Below are 20,543 nucleotides of genomic sequence, written 5' to 3' on the forward strand. Positions count from 1 at the left end.
ATTCAGGACAGGATCACGAAGGTAAAGAAAAATGAATTGATGCTTATATTCCTGACAACTTCTATAAAGCTGAAAAAGAAGGAAAAACCAGGAAGTTCAGAAAGTCTCTTTTTAAATACGACGACGAAAAAGACTGCTATTATTATCCTGCTGCTTTTGAAATTCCCTTTACAAGAATACAAAAAAGGAAAGGTGAACCTGATTTACAATATTATGTCTGTAGCTATTGTTCTCAGTATGTGTTGAAAAATGCGTGTACTAAGAGTGGAAATCGAACGATAACAAGAGACCCTCGAGAACATTTAATAAAGGATATGAGGGCTAAACTGAATACAGAAAAGGGTACGGAAGAGTATAAGAAAAGAATGTCTACCATAGAACCTGTGTTTGGACAGATGAAACAAGATAGAGGCTTTAGGGAATTTCTGTTGAGAGGGAAAAGGAAAACCGGAATTGAATTTGTTATGATGTGTACTGTACACAATATAAAGAAAATAGCAGATTTCATAAAAAGACAAGGGAAAAACCTGAAAGATATGCTGAAAATGATAGGGGGAGGAGGAAGTAAAGGCTGGAATGAAGGGAAAAGTCGAGTGGGAATAGCAAATAAGCCATGTTGAGCTATGAAAATTTACTTTTTCTTGTTGAAATGAAATAAAAATTGAAAGGGCATTACCCAATTGTAGAATGAAAAATGGTTTTGAGACAACATGTTAAAACACATTTTAAGTAATTGTAAGCTTAAATAAGGGTATAATAGTAATTATATGTGTTATATTTGACACATCTTTATATGGAGGGTTCCCTATGGAGCAGAACATTCTGATAGTTGGCACATACGGTTTACTGTTTCTTTTAGCTGCGGTTATCGCCATGTTTCTGGTATAATGCTAACGTTTCATGGTGTTTTCACAACGGTTTCCGGCCTGCCCTGAAACTGACAACGATATTGAACGATATTGAACGATATTGTTTTAGGCCATAATTATTTTTTCAAGGTTGTCCAGCAACCTGCACATTAATTGTCCGGATTCTTTAAGGAGATCAGCCCTGCCCAGCATTTCGTTTTCTTTCTGGATATATTTTCCTTTCACCAGTTCACCCCTGCAATTTTCAATGACATTTCTGATCGCCTGGTTGCTCATTTCCAGATGAAATTGCAGCCCAATCACCCTGTTTTTATAAAGGAACCCCTGGTTTTTGCAGGCTTCACTTTCAAAAAGCCTCTTTGCCCCTTCCGGCAGGCTGAAGGTGTCTCCATGACAGTGAAACGCAGGGAATTCGTCAGGGATGCCTTTGAGAAGAGGAATTTCGGATTTTTCATCCTTAACTGCAGATACCGGAAACCACCCGATCTCCTTATAGTTATTTTGAAATACCTCAGCCTTCAGGACATCAGCAAGCAGCTGGGCTCCAAGGCAAATCCCAAGCACTGCTTTTCCTTCTGCAATGGCTTTTTCGAGAAAGGCTTTTTCTTCCTTCAGCCAGGGGTATTTTTCATACTCGTAGATATTCATAGGCCCACCCATGACTACGAGGAGGTCAAAAGTGTCGACTTCCGGGAAGCTTTCGTTTTCGTATAGATGAGTGCTTGACAGGAAATGATTTTTCTTTTCTACCCATTCGGTAATGGTCCCGAGGGTTTCAAATTTGACATGCTGGATGCAGTGGATTTTCATGATGAATTCCTTCTGTTTAGCTTGACATTGTCAAATTATACTCTTCCAGATTTGTTATTTGGAATTGCATCGGGATTTGGAATTGCTTCGTGTATAGTGCTTCAATTTTGGAACAAAAAGTTCTAAATTCTAAAGCTGGGTGAGCATAACTCATTTTTACGTGTATTGGAACTTATTTTCACCCAAATTACATAATTTTAAAAATTTTTATCTTACCTTCACCTGTCTTCTTTCCGCCTGCCTTCTGCAGGAGGTGTTTTTGAAATTCTACCTGGTACCGGTCTTTCCGTATTTCTTGCTGTACTTCTGTCCGTATTTCTTGCTGTACTTCTGTCCGTATTTCTTGCTGTACTTCGGTCCGTATTTCTTGCTGTACTTCTGTCCATATTTCTTGCTGTACTTCCTGCTTCCGGCCTCGGTGTAGAATCTACAGAAGCCTTTGCCTGACCCCTGGACTCATTTCTTGGACCTGTTTTTCTCCAGTATTTTATGCCTTCCGTACAGCGCCGGTTTACGCAGAAATCCACTTCCGGGCTGTCCCCTTCTTCTTTTAACCGAAACAGCTTCCAGCCGCAGGTCTCACAGGTATTATCAAGCAGGGTAAGTTTTCCGGTCTTCGGGACCGAATGCGTGTACCCGCAGCGCTTTGTGCAGCCCAGAAATCGGGTATCCTTAAAAGTGATAAGGAACATGCTCCCGTCACACTGTGGACAGGGTCCTACGGTTTCAGGAGGATAGCATTCTTTTTCAAGCTCACATTTGAAGCAGGGGCCTATGCCGACAGCCCAGTTGTATTTGTTGCCTACCTTCAGGACGGCTGCTCCTTCCTTTTTGCATTCTTTGCTCCTGAGCACGTTCAGGGCTCCCGTTTTAGGAAGAGGGAACGAGTTTCTGCAGTCGGGGTAACCTGAGCAGCCCACAAAACGCCCCGTATCCGTCTGCACGATCCTGAGCACGTGCCCGCAAACCTTGCAGGTCCCGATGTAATTTTTCCTGTCCTCAAGGGCAGCTTCGTCCTTGATCGTGCCTGCAATGCTTGAAGTAAGCTCCTTTTTGTTTGCTTCAAGCTGGGCATACATCTCTTTTATCAGAGCTGTACCCTCGTCGAGGGCAGCTTCGAACTCTTTTTTCCCGTCTTCGACTTCCTGGATAAGGGCTTCGATCTTTGAGCGGATTTCCGGCTTGACGAGGATCGGCACGGTCAGGGAGAGCCCTTCCATCAGGGTAAAGCCTGTATCAAGGATCGAGACTGTCTTTCCTTTGGTCTCGAAATACCCTCGCTTCTTGTTTGTTTCGATATGGGACGGAGCTGTTGCTTTTGTTCCTATCCCGTGCTTGTCCATAAGGGTTAGGAGCTCGGCTTCGGTAAGCTTCTTCGGAGGGCTGGTTTTGGACTTTGTGTTGCTCAGCTTTTTTATGTCTACTTTCTCTTTTTCCTCTACAAACGGGAGAAGTTTATCTTTTTTATTTTCAAAGGGATAGACTTCGAGCCATCCCGCATCTTTAAGCACGGTCCCTGAGGAGTCGAAAGGTTCTTCATGCACGTGCAGGTGAAGGTGAGTCTTTTCAAAAACCGCTGCAGGCATCAGGTTTGCCAGAAAATGCCTTGAAATAAGGTCATAGGCCTCTGCCGCCTGCGGGATGTTTACTGCAGCACTGATTTCTCTCCTTGCAGCCGCCCGGATAGGATGGATAGGAGGGTGGTCGTGTGCATCTTTTTCCCCGTTTTTCGGCACTATAGGGGCAGAGAGGATTGACTCGGCAAAAGGCTTATACTCTTTCTGCCTTGCAAAATCAAAGACAAGAGACTTAAAATCAAAATCATCTGCATATTTGTTGGTCTCTGTCCTCGGGTAGCTTGTAAACCCTGCAAGGTAGAGCTGTTCTGCAACTTCAAGAGCAGCTTCCGGGCTGATTCCCAGGAACTTTGAAGCCCGCTTCAGATACTCTGTAGTGTTAAGAGGATTTGGAGGGCTTGTCTTTGTTTCCTTTACCGTCTTCTTTACGACAAGACCTTCTTTTGCCCCTTTTAACCTCTTGAAGATCTCAGCTGCCTTTTCTTTTTCATAGATGTTTCCTGCCCTGTGGATACCCTCAAATTCCCCGCCTTTTGCAACAAAAATTGCAGTAATCTTCCAGAAGTCCTTAGTCTCAAAAGCCCGGATGATCTTTTCCCGCTCATACACAAAACCGCAGGTGGGCGTCTGGCAGGGCCCTATTGAAAGGATATCCTTTGTCCTTGCTTTTTCCCTGACCGAAAGCGTGACAAAACGCGTAAAAGCTGCCCCCATTTTCAGGTCAAGGATCTGTCTGGCTTCCGCAGCCATTGCCATGTTGTAGTCAGGTTCTACAGGGTTTTCAAAAGCTTTTTTGACTTCTTTTGGGGAAAGGGCCGAAAAACGTGCCCTTGAGATTGGCACGTTTGTAACTTCCTCTGACAGAGTCTTGGCCTCAAATCCTATGTTTTCCCCTTCCCTGTCGTAGTCGCATGCAAGGATAATTTTGTCTGCCCTTTTTGCCAGGTTTTTCACTGCAGCTGCGTACTCTGCCCTTGTTACGAACTTTTCAGGGTAAATTCCAAGGAGGACACCGGGGTCAACATCATTCCATTTGTTATATTTTTCAGGAAAATCATAGTTCATGATGTGTCCGGATAACCCCATCACGAACCACTCTTCCCCTTTCCACTTGAACTCGTAAGCAGGCAGCCCTTCCACTGAGATTTTGTCTACTTCCCCATCGCCCAGGATACTGGCAATCTGGGCCGCTGCCTTATTCTTTTCTGCAAATGCGACAACTGTCATGATGAAAAACCTGAACTCCTGTGATACGGATAAAAGATGAAATGCGAAAAGATCTTCGGGTTTCTTTCTTACAGAATTTGCTTATATGCACTCCTGTAAAACCCCAGGTCTTTATAATACAATTCCTGCAGGCGTTTTTCTTCGCTTTTTGCGGCAAACATGTAATATACAAGTAATGTGCACGTGATATACACATCACATATGTAATGACAGATCAAAACACAATATGTACATTAGATATCCATGTAATGTACAGATCAAAACACAATATGCACATTATATATCCATGTAATGGATCTGCACATGATTTATATATTTCGCCATTTATAGATTATTGGATGGCTTTCCGCAGAATGAAAAGTTATATATCAGTATACCGTTTGTTCTACTTTGCAACCCTGGACCATATAGATTAATCCTTATAATCATGGAGATTAATCGTTTTAGTTAATCATTATATCTGGATCGTTTTGTACAACTGATATATTCTTATACTTACCCCCATTTCCCCTCATCATACGGAGTAACAATGACGCTGATGGAAGACGCTAAAAAGGGAATCGTCACCCCCTCAATAGAAGCCGTGGCAAAAGCCGAAGGAATCGACCCCGAAACTGTCCGCTCCTGCGTGGCAAAAGGGCTGATAGCCATTCCCAGAAACAACAGGCGAGAAACCCTTCCTGTTGGGATTGGCAAATACATGAGCACAAAAATCAATGCCAACATAGGCACATCAAGGGACTGCATCGACATAGATGCCGAAATAGAAAAAGCAAAAGCTGCAGAAGCCTTAGGAGCTCATGCAGTAATGGACCTCTCCACAGGTGGGGACCTGAATGAAATCCGCACCCGTATCCTCAAAGCCGTAAACATCCCCGTAGGCACTGTCCCGATCTACCAGGCTGCAGCTTCCCAGAAAGTTGTCGTGGAAATGACCTCTGATGACATGTTCAACGCTGTCAGAAAGCATGCAGAACAGGGCGTGGACTTTGTAACCGTGCACGCCGGGGTCAACTTAAATTCCCTCGAACGCCTGCGCCAGAGCGACCGGATCATGAACGTGGTCAGTCGTGGAGGCTCTTTTACCCTTGCCTGGATGCTCCACAATGGGGAAGACAACCCCTTCTTTGCCGAATTTGACTATCTCCTTGAAATCGCAAAAGAATACGACATGACCCTGAGCCTTGGAGACGGCATGCGCCCCGGATGTATTGCCGATGCTTCTGACCGCCCCAAGTTTATGGAGTTCATAACCCTCGGAGAACTTGTAAAACGCGCAAGGGCAGTCGATGTCCAGACTTTCGTGGAAGGCCCTGGCCACGTTCCCTTAAATGAGATTGAACTCAGCGTCAGGGGCATGAAAGAGCTCTGTGACGGAGCCCCCCTTTACCTCCTCGGCCCCCTGGTTACTGATATCGCTCCTGGCTTTGACCACATCACCGGGGCAATAGGAGGCGCAGTTGCCGGGATGTACGGTACGGACTTCCTCTGCATGGTAACTCCCTCCGAACACCTCGCCCTCCCCTCCCTCGAAGATATCAAAGAAGGCCTGCTCGTAACAAAGATTGCAGCCCACACTATCGACCTCATAAAAGAAGGCCCAAGGGAACGCGCCTGGGAGCAGGACACAGCCATGGCCTATGCCCGCAGGGACCTGGACTGGGAAAAGCAGTTCGAACTGGCAATCGACGGCGACCGCGCCCGCAAAATCCGGGACGCCCGAAAGACGGAAAGCGACGCCTGTTCCATGTGCGGCGAACTCTGCGCAGTTAAGATCGTAAAAGAAGCTTTCGCGGAAAAGAAGAAAGAAGAGTAATTTATTTCATTTGGCATGAAAGTGCTCCTGTACTTTCATTTTTTGTGCCTGAAATTCGGGAATTTCATGTACGTTTTTTTCTTTCAATTCCTTTTCTTCTTTCAATTTATTTTTCCTTCTCAAAAGGACGGGCGGTCCTTTATTGGTCGATTAGCATTATTCAGGCATCCGGAAATAAAATATTCATATTTATCTTCTACGCCCTTTGGGACTAAAACCAGTCTCCCGATGTCAGAAGAAATAACAGTCGAACTCATGCTGGTTTTAAGAAAAACCAATTATTCAAAAGAAATGTCTCGCTTGCCTAAAAAATGCTTTTCCCTACCTTGAAAACCGTTATTTAATCCGCAGGTAAATATAAAGAGCCTCCGCCAGCTTGTCTGGAGGTTCTGCAAAAAAAATGGAAAGGAACAAAAAACAGAGAGTTATCGGTTTTTTGGATCACTTTTACATGTTAATTTCTTACAGGTGTCATCAGTAGATTTCACTTTCTGGCTTATTTCTCTTCTTTTTTTACCTGAAACCGCTCTCCTGCGTCGAGCGTGACAAGAAAGACCCTGTATAGCTAATAATGTTGTACGTGTCAGATACATCTATAAAGTAGTCCTCTTGAGCGCAGCGAAAAGGACCGCGTACTGTTAGTTAAACTCCCAGAAAATCTCCGATTTCCTGAGATCTCGAGGCGCAATTCGGGTGGTAGAGCAAATGACGGTGTACGGGTCAGAAAGATCTAATTTCGTCCTCTTGAGCGCAGTTCATTATTAACACTAACACCCATAATTTAGTCCCCTGAGCAAAGTTCACTGCTAAAATCCATCAAGTAGTCTTCTTGAGCGCAGCGAAAAGGACCGCGGGCTCCCGACTCGCAATTCGGGCAGCGAAAAGGATCGCGGGCTCCCTACTCACAATTCGGGCGTTTGAGCAAATACACTTCGACCATGTGGTGCGGGTGATACCGCAGCTTTGCTTCCCGAAGTCCGCCGACCCCGAGATCGCTCTCCCGGTTGATGTACTCTACCTCGCTGGCAAGAACCGCTGCCGTATCCGCGTTGATAGCCTTATAGATCCCTTCGCAGTCCGGCAGCCCTTTCTCAAAGTGAATGAGCGCCGTATCCGCGTTGAGACGCTCAAATAGGGAGATGGCGCCGATTTCTGAATCGACCCGGATCAAAAGCCCCCTCAGGAGAAGTTCGGAGAAATGCTCTACCGCATAGTGGGCTGCCTCTATTTCGTTGGCAAGGACTAAATTTTTCTTGCACCCCTTCCACTCGTGCCACTTCTTAAGGAACTCCATCACCTCTTCCCGGTTTTGGGATGTTATCGGCTCGACCGTGTTCAGGCAATTTTTTCGGAACCTGTTGAGATGGCTGCGGATCTTAAGGTATTTCTTTCCCGGGAGATTCGCAAGGTCGGCAGTCCTGTACACATACTCAAAGTTGTTCCGGTCCGGCACCAGCACGAGACTTGGTTCGAGCTCCTGCATCCACCGCGCCGTATACGGATCGATGAATAAAAGGGGTGTATCGTCGCTCACGTCCAGCGCCAGCCGTATAAGCGCACGCATAAGCTCCGGGTCACGGGGGCCGATTGGCGGGTGAAACCGGGTAACCCCTGCGGTGGTGAACGCAAGAATCACATTCCCGTTCACGTATGCGTATCGGTACGGTGTAAAATGGTTCCAGCAGACCATGTTCGTGAACGTGTTGCTGCTATGGGTTTGCGGGTAGAGCGTGTAATGGCGCTCAAAAAAATCCCTGTCGGCAAGCGTTACCGGTTTGAAATCTTCCAGGCTGAGCATTTTAAACCAGACTTTAAGTTTGTTTTAAATTTATTTGAATTGACAAAAATCATGTATGGTCAGTTAATTACTCTCCAAATAATAAAATTTTACTAAATAATCGTTTATCCATCAGAATTTACATGGATGAGGCCTGCTTCTATATTTACACTTACTTCTATAAATTACATTAAAATACTATCTTCAATCTAACAGAACTTACACATCTGAGTAGTGAAATCAAGTACATGAGCCTCTTCAAACTTATTGGGATAACAGGATAATATTAACTGATAAATTTAAAAAATGTAAATAAAAATGAAAGGAATAAAAATGGCTGAAACTGAGACAAAACCCGGTTTGAATATCCGCACTGCACAAAAAGAAGATGTTTCCCTTATTCTTGAATTTATCAAAGGCATTGCTGAGTTTGAAAACCTCTCCCACCTGGTCACAGCCACCGAAGAATCTCTGACAGAGTCCATGTTCGGGAAAAGGCCCTATTCTGAAGTTTTCTTTGCCGAACTCGAGGGGGTGCCTGCGGGCTTTACAGTCTTCTTCCACAACTTCTCTACCTTTGTTGGGAAGCAAGGAATCTATATTGAAGATATTTTTGTGAAACCCGAGTTCCGGGGAAAAGGGATAGGAAAAGCAATGTTCCTCCACTGCGTAAAGCTTGCAAAAGAAAGGAATTGCGGGAGAATGGAGTGGACAGTGCTTGACTGGAACCCTGCAAGGGAGTTCTATGAATACTTCGGGGCCGGGCCTGTTGATGGATGGCACATCTACCGCATGGGTGCAGAAAAATTCGAAAGCGCGCTTGAAAAATAAGCTTGAAAAATAAATTCGAGAGAGTTAACTTATGCTCCTCTCGCTCTTTAAGGCTCAGGTCGTGTCCTCCTGCTGGATGAAAGAGTGGTGTTCCAGACGCTGGACTCTCTCTTCAAGCCTTTTTATTTGAGTCAGGATTTCTTCTCCAGCGGCTCCTTCACCAGGTGCCGCCGCTTCAGCCCCTTTCCCTCCAGATTTTTCAGCAAGTTCCTGAGCCATCTGCATGTATTTTTCTGCTTTCATGACCGGAAAGGTCTCAAACCTGCACAGCCCTATAAATGGAAGGTTTGCAGCCGCGTAAGCCTTTTCGTCTTCAGTCTCATAAATAAGGAACATGCGGTAGCCCGTAAGGTCAAACCATTCATCAATTACTTTTATGTCCTTCGGGTATTCATAATTCATATATAAATTCCCGGTTTTTTCTGAGTCTTTCGGCTCCCAGGTTATTATATCCATCAATAACATTGCGTCTGACACCCCCAGATTAAATATGGGTCCAAATCCTGTTCAATCTAACTTGAATTGGATCCAAAAATATATTTAGCAAAGTTTAGTATTGTTTCTCTTCAAACGGGCATATACTTTCAGGAAGGAATGTTCAGGGAAGAATGTTCAGGAAGGAATGTTCAGGGAAGAATGTTCAGGAAGGAATGTTCAGGAAAGAACGTTCAGGAAAGAATGTTCAGGAAAAAACGTTCAGGAAAGAATGTTTAGAAAAAAAATCGGAAAAAACCTGAATTGGAACCTTCCCTGAAAAATCGCGTAATTAGCTGCCGAATTCAATCATCCTTAGCGAAAAGATAATCTTTTATTGAGATACATCTTTATGAAACCTGTCAGAGGGGAAATATATTAGAGCAGGCACGAGATCAGGCGGGAAGAATAATTTTTCAGGTGAAGGGACAGAAGCTCTTTACAGGGAGCACGCAGGAAAGCCTGTGATTGAACTCGAACTCAAAAGCTTTCTTCAGCTCTTTGATTCTTTTGATCCGGCTCCATTTCACGAAAAAGAACTGAATATGGATGCAGAAGAATACCTCTATAATGCTGTAGATGAATTCCCCCTTAGAAAGCCCCTTGAAATCATGATATATCTTCCATCTGCCGATGTCAACGCAAAAATCGAAACCGACCTTAAAGAAGCTATAATAAATCATTTTTCTTACAAAAAGCTCCTTACTGAAATAGAACTGAAAAGACTGCTTTATCAGGGGAGAAGAAACCTTATAATAGCCCTGACTTTCCTTTTTATTTGCCTGGTCGTGATCCGGCTGCTTTCGACTTTTGAAGAAAGCCTGGTGAACACTCTTTTCTCTGAAGGGCTCCTTATCATAGGCTGGGTTGCTATGTGGGAGCCGATACATATTTTCCTCTACGGTTGGTGGCCAATTGTCCACAGGCGTAACATTTACGAAAAAATAATGCAGATGGAAGTCTACGTCGGGAAAAGATCTCCAGCAGGAGAGAGGTCTCAAGAATATCGTTTTACGGCAAAAAAAGCTCCCTGAATGGCTTAATATCCAAAACCAGAAAAGTAAATCCTTATATAGAACATAATAATATTTTAAATGATGTCCTTATGAATCTAAAAAATGTTCTATAGAAGGTAGATACAAAATGGTCAGAAGGGTGGATTTTCCCCCTGAAGGGACGGAAGCCCTTTACAGAGAGCGAGAAGGGAAACTCTTAATTGAACTTGAACTTCACAGTATGATGCAGATCTTTAATTCACTTGATCCTGCTCCTTTTCACGAAAAAGAACTTGATGAAGACGCAGAAGTGTATATTTATAATATAGTTGGGGAATTCCCTCTTAAAAAACCTCTTGAAATTATAATTCATGTTCCCCCTTCCGAATTTAATGGAGAAACGGAACGTACCCTTAAAGAAGCGATCAGAAATCATTTCCTCTACAAAAAAGTCCTTACGGAAATAGACCTGAAGAGGCTTCTTCAACGGGGGAGAAGAAACATGACAATCGCCGTTTTCTTCCTTTTTCTCTGCCTGCTTATGATCAGGTTTCTTTCAACCTTTGAAGGTGGGCTGCTAAAGACCATGCTTTCTGAAGGCCTGACCATCATCGGCTGGGTTGCTATGTGGGAGCCGATTTATGTTTTTCTTTATGGGTGGTGGCCTATTGTGCAGAAAAGAAATATTTACAGGAAGATTCTTGGCATGAACGTAAGTGTCATATCAGGCTCCCCACACGGGGTAAAAAAGTCAGATCGCCGTTTATTCCCGGAAAAAAGCTGATCGCAAGCTAATAACATGGAAAGGATGAGAATCTGCCCTCAATTAAAAATCAGAGTTAAAACCTTCACTCAAAGATCCGGGCGTCCACGACCACATGCAGGACTCCCGGAGAATACTTCTTTATCCTTCGGGTTGCCAGGATCTCAACTTTTTTTCCCAGGCGTCCGGCAGCTTTTGTTATCCTTTCTTCAGGCCTGGCCCTGGCGAGATTTTCAGGTACCGTTTCATGGTAATGCAGGACCCCTCCGCTTTTTTTCAGGGCTTTTATAGCCTGTTCCAGATAGTGGTGTGTTGTTCCCACATACCCCATAATAACCCGGTCTGCCTCCCCTTCGGGAGCAGCCTGTGAGCAGTCTCCCAGAACCGGGGTAATAATGTCCTCCACATGGTTCAGCCTGACATTTTCCTTCAGGTAGGCAAAGGATTCAGGGTTTATTTCTATCGAGATGATTTTTTTCGGCTGCGCGTGGACAGCCATGGGAATTGAAAAGTAGCCTATCCCTGCGAACATGTCCACCACGAATTCCCCCTGCCCGAGTTTGCTCATCCTTTTTCTCTCATCCAGGTTGCCTTTGGAGTACATCACTTTTGTTACATCCTGCTTGAAAAAGCAGCCGTGTTCTTTGTGGACGGTTTCCGTGGAGGTTCCGAGGAGAAGTTCCCTTATTGGCTGGCGGAACTGCCCTTCAATTCCGAAATCTCTTACAACGCTTCTGCATTTCGGGTACATGGAAAGCAGAGCTCTGGCTATAAGGAGCTTTTTTTCATTGAGGCTTTCAGGGATACTGATTATTACTATATCCCCAAGGACCTGCCAGCCTGATGGAACACGTGCGAGTTCGGCTTCGGAGAAGGAGTCTTTGAGGTATTCTTTCAGGGCCCAGGTTTTTTCCCGAAATTCGGGATTTTCCTGTTCGGTTACCGGAAAATGTCCTATTTTTTCTCCTGCAGCCTCAGTGACAGGGATTTCCAGAAAAGTGCCTTTTTCGGTCTGAAGTTTACGGATTTTTCGGGTGTCGTCAAAGAGATCTGCAGTTATAACTTCCCGACGGGCTTCTTCTCCCTTTTCGAGCGGAACACGGATAGTTCTGTACATTGGAATTGAAGGATATCCTGCATGGGATTAATGTTTTTTGTTCGTGAAAACTAATCAAGAAAAAACAGTTTTAAAGATGCCATGATGCCATGATGCCATGATGCCATGATGCCATGATGCCATGATGCCATATAATTCTGGTTTTCTTACCTGGAATGAAGATGATAAGCAAAAAAGGTTCTGGCCTGGATACGGATCTTTGTGCATAACGTTATTTTACGTATCCTGTCGGATTGCCTGCAACAGAATTCCTGAGATACGCTATTGCAGATTATCGCACACTACTGGCAAACTATCGCAATTTTAAAAGTGTAAGTGGAAAATAAAAAGACAGTTTAATATAAAAGTCGTTTATATTATTTAGTTAAAAATGTGGTGTGATTAATTTGACGAAACCAAGAAAAGCATCCGGAAGCGGCCTATTGCGCTGGATTATTGGTTTAATATTTGTTTTAATAGTTATCGCTGGAATAAACGCGGGAATAAAAGACGATTCACTTGCTGAAGAGCCCCAGCAGACCGCACAGCAGGCAGGAGATACAGATCTTGAGGCTCAGGTTCGTGCTGAAGAGACAGCATCAGGCCAGGACAGCGGGCTTGCAGAAAATAATCTTGCTAACGGTGGATACCCGGCTGATGAAAACTTAACAGTTCATTTTCTTGACGTTGGCCAGGGAGATTCAATTTTCCTGGAATATAATGGAAAAGCTATGCTGGTAGACGCAGGGGAACGAAACCAGGGATCAGGGATTTCAGCATACCTTCACGAGCATGATATCTCCGGCATTGATTATGTTGTTGCAACCCATCCTCATGCGGATCATATAGGGGGCATGGACGAGATACTTAACGGCTTCCAGGTTGAACATTTCATTGACAGCGGCTTTCCACAGACCTCAAAAACCTATGAGAATATGCTGATCACTATTGATGAGAAAAATATCCCTTTTGAGGTAGCTGAAAAAGGAGAAGAAATTGAATTTGACCCTGCTGTTGATGTAGAAGTTCTGAACCCCGGGCCCGAATACTCCGATGATCTGAATGAAAATTCCGTGGTCCTTAAAGTAAGCTACGGGGAAGTTTCATTCCTGCTTATGGGCGATGCAGGACTTGAAACTGAAGAAAACCTCATGAATGCCGGGTATGACCTGGACTCTGATATTCTTAAAGTCGGGCACCATGCCAGCCGATCCGGGAGCGGAGATGAATTTATTTCAGCCGTAAGTCCCGAAATAAGCGTAATCGAAGTTGGAGCAGATAACGACTACGGGCATCCCCATCCCGAAGTCCTTGAAAGGTTACAAAAGGTTTCCAGGGTTTACAGGACCGATCTTGACGGCTCGATTGTAGTTACAACTGACGGATCTGCCTATACAGTAATTGCTCAGAAAGCAGGATCTGGAGAAGAAGTGATCGAAACCGAGCCTGCTGAGAGTGGAGCTGACAGTTCTTCGGCTTCGATGATAATTAAAGAAAACGAACCTGAAGACGCTGAAGTCGAAGAGAATGTAGCCTCCAGCTCTACAAAATCAATAGTCTATGTTAGCGACCTGAGCCTGCAGGATGAATGGGTGGAGATTACAAACAAAGGGTCCTCTCCTGTTTCATTGAAAGGCTGGAAAATCGAGGATGAAGGCAGTAAGCACACCTATACGTTTCCTTCCTGTACGCTGGATTCCCAAACTACTTTAACTTTGTATACCGGAGAGGGCACTGATACAGCTACCGAATTATACTGGAGAGAAAGCCCAATCTGGAACAACGATGGAGACACAGCGTATCTCTATGATGACAGTGAGAAGCTGGTTGATGTATTGGAGAGGTGAAAATGGAAAGCTTCAAAGTTACACTTGACAGAATAGAGGGCAGTATTGCGGTACTGCTTTTAAGGGACGAGGAGTCAATAAAAATTGACATCCCTCTTTTTTTACTGCCTCCGGAGAGCAAGGAGGGCGATATTCTGGATATCAGCATTGTCCGAGATACTCAAGAAACAGAAGCCGCTAAAGAAAGAGTGTCAGCTTTGCTTGATAAACTTAAAAATAAAAATTATGGGGCTAAATGAAACTATCTCTCCTTCTTCCGGATTTAAGATAACTCACATATATATTCATCAAGGTAGAGAAAAAAAAAACACATAATCTCCCGTGCCTGTAAATAAGCACCTTACAGTTGTCCGGACGGCCTTTCTTCCGTCCAGGGAACATCTTCTTTGTGGTTTTCTGTCAGGTTACTTACATACTCGATCTGTTTTTTCCTTCCCCTTCCGATATTCGCATCGTTTGTTAACATTTTGCATTTTTTCTCGTGACAAATATCTTTTTATTATAACAAATGACATATGTTACATAACACGTGTTAGTCTTAGGAGGGTCTGTATGCCACCAAAAACAAAATTTGACAGAGAAGCCATTGTAGAAGCCGCTTTTGAGATCGCAAAAGAAGAAGGCTTTGCCGGGATCACCTCACGCAACGTGGCAAAACGTCTTGGTTGTTCGGTTGCGCCGATCTATCTTAATTTCGAAACAATTGATGATTTGATCAAGGCTGTAGTCGAGCGTGTTTTTGCCCTTTCGGATGAACTGCTGAAAAAACAAGACGGATCGGACCTTTTCGAAAATATAGGGAAAGCCAGTTTAGTGTTTGCGCGGGAATACCCGGTCCTGTTTCGTGAACTGGTAATTCAGAAAAATCCGTACATGGCTTCGTACGAAACCGTTCAGGATGCTTTGGTTGAAGCAATGGCTGAAGATGAAAACCTGCGTGATTTGACGTACGAGGAACGCAGGCGCCTGCTCTTAAAAATGAGGATTTTTCAAACGGGTCTCTCGGTCATGGTCGCCAACGGTCATCTGCCGTCCTGGCTTGATGATCAGGCTGCTGAGGAGCTGCTTATGGAAATGGGGGAGGATATCCTGCGTATACAGCAAATAAAACAAAAGGAGAAGGGGGAATGAAAAAAATAATCATTATAAGTGGGTATCGCCGGATTGAGCGCCGGTATCTTTACCCGGAAAAATGGCTTTGAAAGTAGTTCCCCTTTCAACATCTAAACTACACGATCTGTGACCTTTGATTTAGTACCTATCCAAAAAGTCATAAGGCATTAGAAAATTGCAATGGTTACAACACTTTTGAATTACTCAAATCACCTTACATGCTTCCGTTATTTATTCCTTAACTTATCCCATAACTTAGAGCCCGGGGCATTGCCAGTCAGGTAAATAATAATATGAAAGACTATCAGGATTACAGCAAGAATGACATAACGAGTTGCCGTTTCCTCGAGATAAGTTATGCTAGCAAAAATCGCAACTAAAACTACTACAGTTACCAACCAACCCTCTAAGCTGATGGGACGATAACCCCATCCAAGAATCCTCTTGTCAAACCATGCTTTTTTAGTAATTCGGGTCATATTTCACATCTCCGTTTAAATTATGGTCTTATAAACAATCTCATGAGAATCGCCGAAAATAGCGCAAATATAATTCAACCAGGAAAATCTTCTAATGTGACTATTTCCTTAAGTTTTTTGTGTTCAGTTGCTATTTTTTAACATTTTTCTCCTTACCGAACTGTAATTTTCCCATCTACAAGCCTGATAATTTTATCAGCTTTTGAAGCCAGGTCATCGTTGTGAGTAACTACGATAAATGTCTGATTATACTCCCTGTTTAGCTGCCTGAGTAGTTCATAGATCATGTCACCCGATTTTGTATCAAGGTTGCCTGTAGGTTCGTCTCCGAGTACGATTGCAGGAGAACAGCTCAAAGCTCTTGCTATTGCAACCCTCTGGTTCTGCCCTCCTGAAAGTTCACCAGGCCTGTGGTCCATTCTTCCTTCGAGCCCTACCTTCTCCAGAAGCTCTTCGGCGACATTTTTTGCTTTCTCCCTGCTCTTGCCTGCAATAAGGAGCGGCATCATTACGTTTTCCAGAGCTGTGAAATCGGGAAGCAGGTGATGGTACTGAAAGACAAATCCCAGTATCCTGTTTCTCATTCCGGAACGCTCCTTATCTGACATTTTGGTTACATCTTTGCCATCTATAAGCAGGGTGCCTGAACTTGGCGTGTCCAGCAGACCTATTAAGTGCATAAGCGTACTTTTACCTGAACCGGAAGGCCCTACAATTGCAACAAATTCCCCTTTTTCAATTCTCAGGTTTGCATTGTCGAGAGCGCGAAATTCAACTCCGTTCTGGTAAACTTTGGTCAGGTTCTTAAGCTCTATAACCGTGCTTTCGTCTGTCATGCTTTTCCGATACCTCCTTAAAATTATTGAAATTTAGACAATTAATTGTTTACTGCTATTCTTTTTCAGTTCAGGCACTTTCAATGGCTTTTACAGGGTCAAGTTTTGCAGCCTTCCGCGCAGGATAAATTCCTGAGAGGATATTGACAATAAAAGCAAAGAAAGCCGCATACACAAAATTAAGCGGTTCGACTTCAAGAGGAAGAGTCTGAAGCCCGAAATACGTCTCCTGAGGGATTTCTATTTCATAGCTCTGGAGCGCAATTGTCGCAATATAACCGAGAATTGTCCCGAGCACGAGGCCTGCTGCTCCAAGGATCATGGACTGGAAAAGAAAGACAAGCATAATGCTCTTTTGCGAAGTTCCCATAGCTTTCAGGATGCCTATTTCCCTGGTTCTCTGAGCAACGATTGTGATCAGGGTGTTTGCAATTCCGAAGCCTGCAATTCCGTAAATCAGGAAATAGAAAATATTTGCAAAGATCGCCCGGGACTCTAAGAGACTGAGAATTGCAGCATTTGCTTCGCTCCAGCTTACAGCATCAAGTCCGGTTTCTCTCTCAATAGAACCTGCAATGATGTCTGCCTGATAAGGGTCTGCTACTCTGACTCCTATGGTGCTTACAACTCCCGGTTCATTGAAAAAATCCTGAATCGAGTCGAGCCTCGCATAGGCTGTGACCTCATCCGCAGCAGTGCCGGTATGGATCAGGCCTATAACCTTAAAAGAGGTTGTTTGCGAGCCCGGAAAAACGACATTTACTTGATCTCCTACATTTACCTCCAGGTTTTCTGCAAGTTGATCCCCAAGCAGGATCCCGTATCTTGTATGAACAAGGGTCATGAGGTCGCCTTTAACAACATCCTCATTTACTCTCATGACACTCTCTTCAGCCATAGGGTCAACTCCCTGAAGAGAAACCCCTTCGGCATTGTCCCTGTACTCAAGCGCCGCCTGGCCAAGATATTTGGGGGAGACGGCTATAACTCCTTCCTTTTCTGAGATCATGGCAGACGTATACCTGTAAAGATGGATGACCTCTTCTTCCTCATCCTGAGGGCTGATAACAATATGGGGATTATTTTCGATGCTTGAAGTTACAAGCTCATCCTGAAAACCCGAAATCATTGCCATCATCATCGTGATTACGGCAACTGCCAGAGCAACGGCAAGTATGGCAAAAAGGGTCTGCTTTTTTCTGGACAATACCTGCCTCAAAGCGATTTTCAGCTCATACATCTGAATAAGCTCCTTGGTATGAATATGTATAGAGTTTTTAGACTATGGAGATTTTATAATATTCAAATTATTAAATTTATTAAGATTTTAAGCCAATAGAATACTTACATTTTCACATTTACCATTAATTTAGAAATATGCTGTGAAATTGTATTACAGCTGCACTCACTTTGAACTGATAGCCTTTACAGGGTCCAGTTTCGCCGCCTGTCGCGCAGGATAAATGCCGGTAATCAGGTTCAGCAGAAAAACGGCGAAAATGATGAATAATATATCGTGAAGGCGCACGGCAATGGGGATGAAGGAAATACTTCCGTAAAGATCGGATTGATCTGCCGGGATCTCATACTGTCCTATTGCCAGGGCTATAAGGACTCCTGCAAAAGTGCCGAAAAGAGCGCCCAGCAGGCCAATAATCCCGCTCTGGAGGATGAAAATCCTCTGGATGCCTGAGACCTGTGCACCCATAGCGCGAAGCATACCTATCTGACCCGTTGCACTGATAACCGAAAGGTTCAGTGTGCTGACCACACCAAAAGAGGCTATGACAACAATAAGCCCGTATATGACAGCGTTTGAAGTGCTTTCGATAGCAATGGTGCGGAGGATTGCAGGATCTGTTTCTGTCCAGCTCTTTGCATTATAACCAAGTTTTTTGATCTCGTTTGCGACTTCTCTATCCCTGTTAAAATCCCTGAGATGGACTGAAACCCCATTAACCACGTTCGAGGCATCATAGAATTGCTGGGCAGTATCCAGGGAGGTATATGTCAGGACCTCGTCAAGAGGAGATCCGGTATGAAAGATCCCCACAACTCTGAGAGAGAGGGGATTTGCATTCGGAAAAGACACATCTACGGAATCCCCCAGATTAACCTCCAGTTTTTCCGCCAGCTTTGAGCCTATAACCACCGTATTTCTCGAAAACTCGATTTCCTGGAAACTGCCTTCAACCATATCCTCTTCGATAGAGCTGATTTCATTTTCCTGTGAAGGGATCACGCCTCTAAGCTCGGAGTTAAGGGAATTGTCTTTGAACTTGAAAGAAGCCTGCCCTGTAAGGAAAGGAGAAACTGCAGTAACTCCTTCAATTGAACTAACCCTTTCTACCAGAGTGCCGTAGAGATAGATGTAATCCTCACCTTCCTCCGGAGAGACCGAGACTTGAGGGAGTTTGTCCACGGTAATGTTATAAAGCTCCCCTGTAACACCCACCAAAAGAGAATGGGAAACTGTAAGTACCATTACAGCGAGAGCTATTGCTCCTACCGAAAGTAGGGTCTGAAATTTTCTTGCCCGAATCTGCCTGAGAGCAATTAAAAGTTCATAACGCATGGGATTCACGGCCTTTTTGAGTTTTTATTATGGTTTTTAAAAAAGGCAAAAACCATAGCAATCCCCGCAGTTCCTGCAATAATAGAAGAGCCAGTGATACCATTCCCATCGTCTTCTTCTGAGCTTTCATTTCCTGTATCAGGGACTGTCTCACTCTCATTCATAGGAGAAAGATCAGACTCAATAATGGTTTCCCTGCGTTCGATAACATCTCCGTCGTTACCGATAAGTTCAATCTCAAGCCTGTAAACTCCTTCAGTGAGCCTTTCTTTCCAGGCGACCTCAACGGTCTCATCGTCATCGGTCAAAAGAACCGGGACTCTCTCGCGGATGGATTCAACAAACATCGGACTGCCGCGTCCTGAAGGTTCCTGCACTTCATATACGGAAAAAACCAGACTTCCTCCAAAAGGCACCTGGGAACGCCCTAAAACAGTTGCACTTGCTCCGGTCTCATCTTCATAGATGTCAGTAATCTCGGCATCGTCTCTGGCAGTGAAACGCTCTGTTAAAGCTATAAACCCCTGGCCTGGGGAGTAAACATGAACCTTTACTCTCCCATAATACTCTTTATTATTCTCAAGGAGAGCCCCCCAGGGCGCAGAAAAGGTTTCCGGAACGCTGGTCAAGGATGCCTTTTCGGTTTTTGTTTCATAGATTACGTCGTGCCCGTTTACAAGCATATATTCGATATCAAAAAGTGAAGCCTGATTTGGGGAGAGTACAACAGAGATCCCATCGGAGTTAGGGACAAGATCATCCACATGGAGTCTGGGAGCTGAGTAGCTGCCGTAAACAAAATCATACTCCGCTTCCGAAAGTACCTGCCCCTGTTCCATAAGCCTTGCTCTCAGAGTATAAGCCCCACGCTCGGGATTCCTGACATTCCATAAGCCAACTTTCATAACTCTTGTATTCGCAGGAAAACTACCAGTTAAAAATTCCTGTGTAGCAATGATTTCTTCACTCCCCCTTCCCGGCCTGATCAGAGATGTCTCAAGGGTCAGGTTCTCTTCCGGCTGGGCTGAGTAGATTGCTACATCAAAGGACTCGAGATCGCTGTATAGTTCGACTATGCAAGCTGGATCCGTTCCATCGACCTGAGAGGTGTCTGCTGCAGAGGCATGGAGGGTCGATAAAAGAAGCAAAGCAAGTACGAAAAGTATTGATTTCATGATTTTACCCCGATTCGATAACAAACACATTGTTTTGATCTGAAAGACTTTTAATTATTTTTTTGAGCTATGCACGAAGATCGACGCAACCGAACAACGAAGACGTTTCGCTATGCTGCGCGGTGATGCCGGCAAAGCTTTCTTCTTTTGCAATGGCAAAAGCGGCTTCCACAATGGCTTCTCTGTAAAATTTTGTTTTGGGCAGCATACAGACCTTCGTTAAATAACACACGTTATATAACATATGATATTTACCTCATATAAATAGATTTGCTCATGGTTG

Annotated in this window: 20 protein-coding genes and 1 pseudogene; 9 read left to right on the forward strand and 12 right to left on the reverse strand. The window is 44.2% G+C overall.

Going from position 1 to position 20,543, the window contains the following annotated elements; all coding sequences use genetic code 11:
- Window positions 1–35: 35 nt before the first annotated feature.
- Window positions 36–620, forward strand: a pseudogene (locus PHF18_RS10320) (transposase); the annotation flags it as partial.
- A gap of 354 nt (window positions 621–974) precedes the next feature.
- Here the strand turns inward: PHF18_RS10320 and PHF18_RS10325 are convergent.
- Both PHF18_RS10325 and PHF18_RS10330 read right to left on the reverse strand, forming a co-directional pair.
- Window positions 975–1,679, reverse strand: a complete 705-nt coding sequence (locus PHF18_RS10325; RefSeq protein WP_300102154.1) for a type 1 glutamine amidotransferase — start codon at window positions 1,677–1,679, stop codon at window positions 975–977.
- A gap of 218 nt (window positions 1,680–1,897) precedes the next feature.
- Window positions 1,898–4,483, reverse strand: coding sequence for a DNA topoisomerase (locus PHF18_RS10330; protein ID WP_300102156.1), 2,586 nt, complete (start codon window positions 4,481–4,483; stop codon window positions 1,898–1,900).
- A gap of 529 nt (window positions 4,484–5,012) precedes the next feature.
- Here PHF18_RS10330 and thiC point away from each other — a divergent pair.
- Window positions 5,013–6,299, forward strand: coding sequence for a phosphomethylpyrimidine synthase ThiC (gene thiC / locus PHF18_RS10335; protein WP_300102159.1), 1,287 nt, complete (start codon window positions 5,013–5,015; stop codon window positions 6,297–6,299).
- Between the two features lie 898 nt (window positions 6,300–7,197).
- Here the strand turns inward: thiC and PHF18_RS10340 are convergent.
- Window positions 7,198–8,097, reverse strand: a complete 900-nt coding sequence (locus PHF18_RS10340) for a DUF2156 domain-containing protein (protein WP_300102162.1) — start codon at window positions 8,095–8,097, stop codon at window positions 7,198–7,200.
- 297 nt (window positions 8,098–8,394) lie between these two features.
- Between PHF18_RS10340 and PHF18_RS10345 the strand changes: the two genes are divergently transcribed.
- Window positions 8,395–8,907, forward strand: a complete 513-nt coding sequence (locus tag PHF18_RS10345) for a GNAT family N-acetyltransferase (protein WP_300102165.1) — start codon at window positions 8,395–8,397, stop codon at window positions 8,905–8,907.
- 54 nt (window positions 8,908–8,961) lie between these two features.
- Here PHF18_RS10345 and PHF18_RS10350 read toward each other — a convergent pair whose 3' ends face one another.
- Window positions 8,962–9,372, reverse strand: coding sequence for a DUF3303 domain-containing protein (locus PHF18_RS10350; protein ID WP_367279187.1), 411 nt, complete (start codon window positions 9,370–9,372; stop codon window positions 8,962–8,964).
- 157 nt (window positions 9,373–9,529) lie between these two features.
- Between PHF18_RS10350 and PHF18_RS10355 the strand changes: the two genes are divergently transcribed.
- The 3 genes from PHF18_RS10355 to PHF18_RS10365 all read left to right on the forward strand — a co-directional run bounded on the left by PHF18_RS10355 (window position 9,530) and on the right by PHF18_RS10365 (window position 11,160).
- Window positions 9,530–9,661: a hypothetical protein gene (locus tag PHF18_RS10355; protein ID WP_300102171.1), complete on the forward strand. Its 132-nt coding sequence runs from the start codon at window positions 9,530–9,532 to the stop codon at window positions 9,659–9,661.
- Between the two features lie 184 nt (window positions 9,662–9,845).
- Entirely contained in the window at window positions 9,846–10,415 is a 570-nt protein-coding gene (locus PHF18_RS10360; protein WP_300102174.1) for a hypothetical protein, read from the forward strand.
- Between the two features lie 109 nt (window positions 10,416–10,524).
- Window positions 10,525–11,160, forward strand: a complete 636-nt coding sequence (locus tag PHF18_RS10365; RefSeq protein WP_300102177.1) for a hypothetical protein — start codon at window positions 10,525–10,527, stop codon at window positions 11,158–11,160.
- A 64-nt stretch (window positions 11,161–11,224) separates the two neighbouring features.
- Here the strand turns inward: PHF18_RS10365 and PHF18_RS10370 are convergent, their stop codons facing one another.
- Complete coding sequence (locus PHF18_RS10370) at window positions 11,225–12,256, reverse strand: class I SAM-dependent methyltransferase family protein (protein ID WP_300102180.1); 1,032 nt, start codon at window positions 12,254–12,256, stop codon at window positions 11,225–11,227.
- Window positions 12,257–12,633: 377 nt separating this feature from the next.
- On the opposite strand from PHF18_RS10370, the gene PHF18_RS10375 reads away from it, so the two are divergent.
- Complete coding sequence (locus tag PHF18_RS10375; RefSeq protein WP_300102183.1) at window positions 12,634–14,082, forward strand: lamin tail domain-containing protein; 1,449 nt, start codon at window positions 12,634–12,636, stop codon at window positions 14,080–14,082.
- A 2-nt stretch (window positions 14,083–14,084) separates the two neighbouring features.
- Window positions 14,085–14,321: a DUF3006 domain-containing protein gene (locus tag PHF18_RS10380; RefSeq protein WP_300102186.1), complete on the forward strand. Its 237-nt coding sequence runs from the start codon at window positions 14,085–14,087 to the stop codon at window positions 14,319–14,321.
- 101 nt (window positions 14,322–14,422) lie between these two features.
- Here PHF18_RS10380 and PHF18_RS10385 read toward each other — a convergent pair whose 3' ends face one another.
- On the reverse strand, window positions 14,423–14,548 hold the full coding sequence (locus PHF18_RS10385; protein WP_300102189.1) for a hypothetical protein: 126 nt from the start codon (window positions 14,546–14,548) through the stop codon (window positions 14,423–14,425).
- Between the two features lie 86 nt (window positions 14,549–14,634).
- On the opposite strand from PHF18_RS10385, the gene PHF18_RS10390 reads away from it, so the two are divergent.
- Window positions 14,635–15,213: a helix-turn-helix domain-containing protein gene (locus PHF18_RS10390; RefSeq protein ID WP_300102192.1), complete on the forward strand. Its 579-nt coding sequence runs from the start codon at window positions 14,635–14,637 to the stop codon at window positions 15,211–15,213.
- 209 nt (window positions 15,214–15,422) lie between these two features.
- Here PHF18_RS10390 and PHF18_RS10395 read toward each other — a convergent pair whose 3' ends face one another.
- From PHF18_RS10395 to PHF18_RS10420, 6 genes are all read right to left on the reverse strand, one after another.
- Window positions 15,423–15,674: a hypothetical protein gene (locus tag PHF18_RS10395; RefSeq protein ID WP_300102195.1), complete on the reverse strand. Its 252-nt coding sequence runs from the start codon at window positions 15,672–15,674 to the stop codon at window positions 15,423–15,425.
- A 152-nt stretch (window positions 15,675–15,826) separates the two neighbouring features.
- Window positions 15,827–16,510: an ABC transporter ATP-binding protein gene (locus PHF18_RS10400; RefSeq protein ID WP_300102198.1), complete on the reverse strand. Its 684-nt coding sequence runs from the start codon at window positions 16,508–16,510 to the stop codon at window positions 15,827–15,829.
- A gap of 70 nt (window positions 16,511–16,580) precedes the next feature.
- Window positions 16,581–17,750, reverse strand: a complete 1,170-nt coding sequence (locus PHF18_RS10405; RefSeq protein ID WP_300102201.1) for an ABC transporter permease — start codon at window positions 17,748–17,750, stop codon at window positions 16,581–16,583.
- Window positions 17,751–17,915: 165 nt separating this feature from the next.
- Complete coding sequence (locus PHF18_RS10410; protein ID WP_300102204.1) at window positions 17,916–19,085, reverse strand: ABC transporter permease; 1,170 nt, start codon at window positions 19,083–19,085, stop codon at window positions 17,916–17,918.
- Between the two features lie 5 nt (window positions 19,086–19,090).
- Complete coding sequence (locus PHF18_RS10415) at window positions 19,091–20,260, reverse strand: hypothetical protein (RefSeq protein ID WP_300102207.1); 1,170 nt, start codon at window positions 20,258–20,260, stop codon at window positions 19,091–19,093.
- A gap of 67 nt (window positions 20,261–20,327) precedes the next feature.
- Window positions 20,328–20,468, reverse strand: a complete 141-nt coding sequence (locus tag PHF18_RS10420; RefSeq protein ID WP_300102210.1) for a hypothetical protein — start codon at window positions 20,466–20,468, stop codon at window positions 20,328–20,330.
- Window positions 20,469–20,543: the final 75 nt, after the last annotated feature.

This window comes from Methanosarcina sp. (assembly GCF_028693135.1).
Taxonomy (GTDB): domain Archaea; phylum Halobacteriota; class Methanosarcinia; order Methanosarcinales; family Methanosarcinaceae; genus Methanosarcina.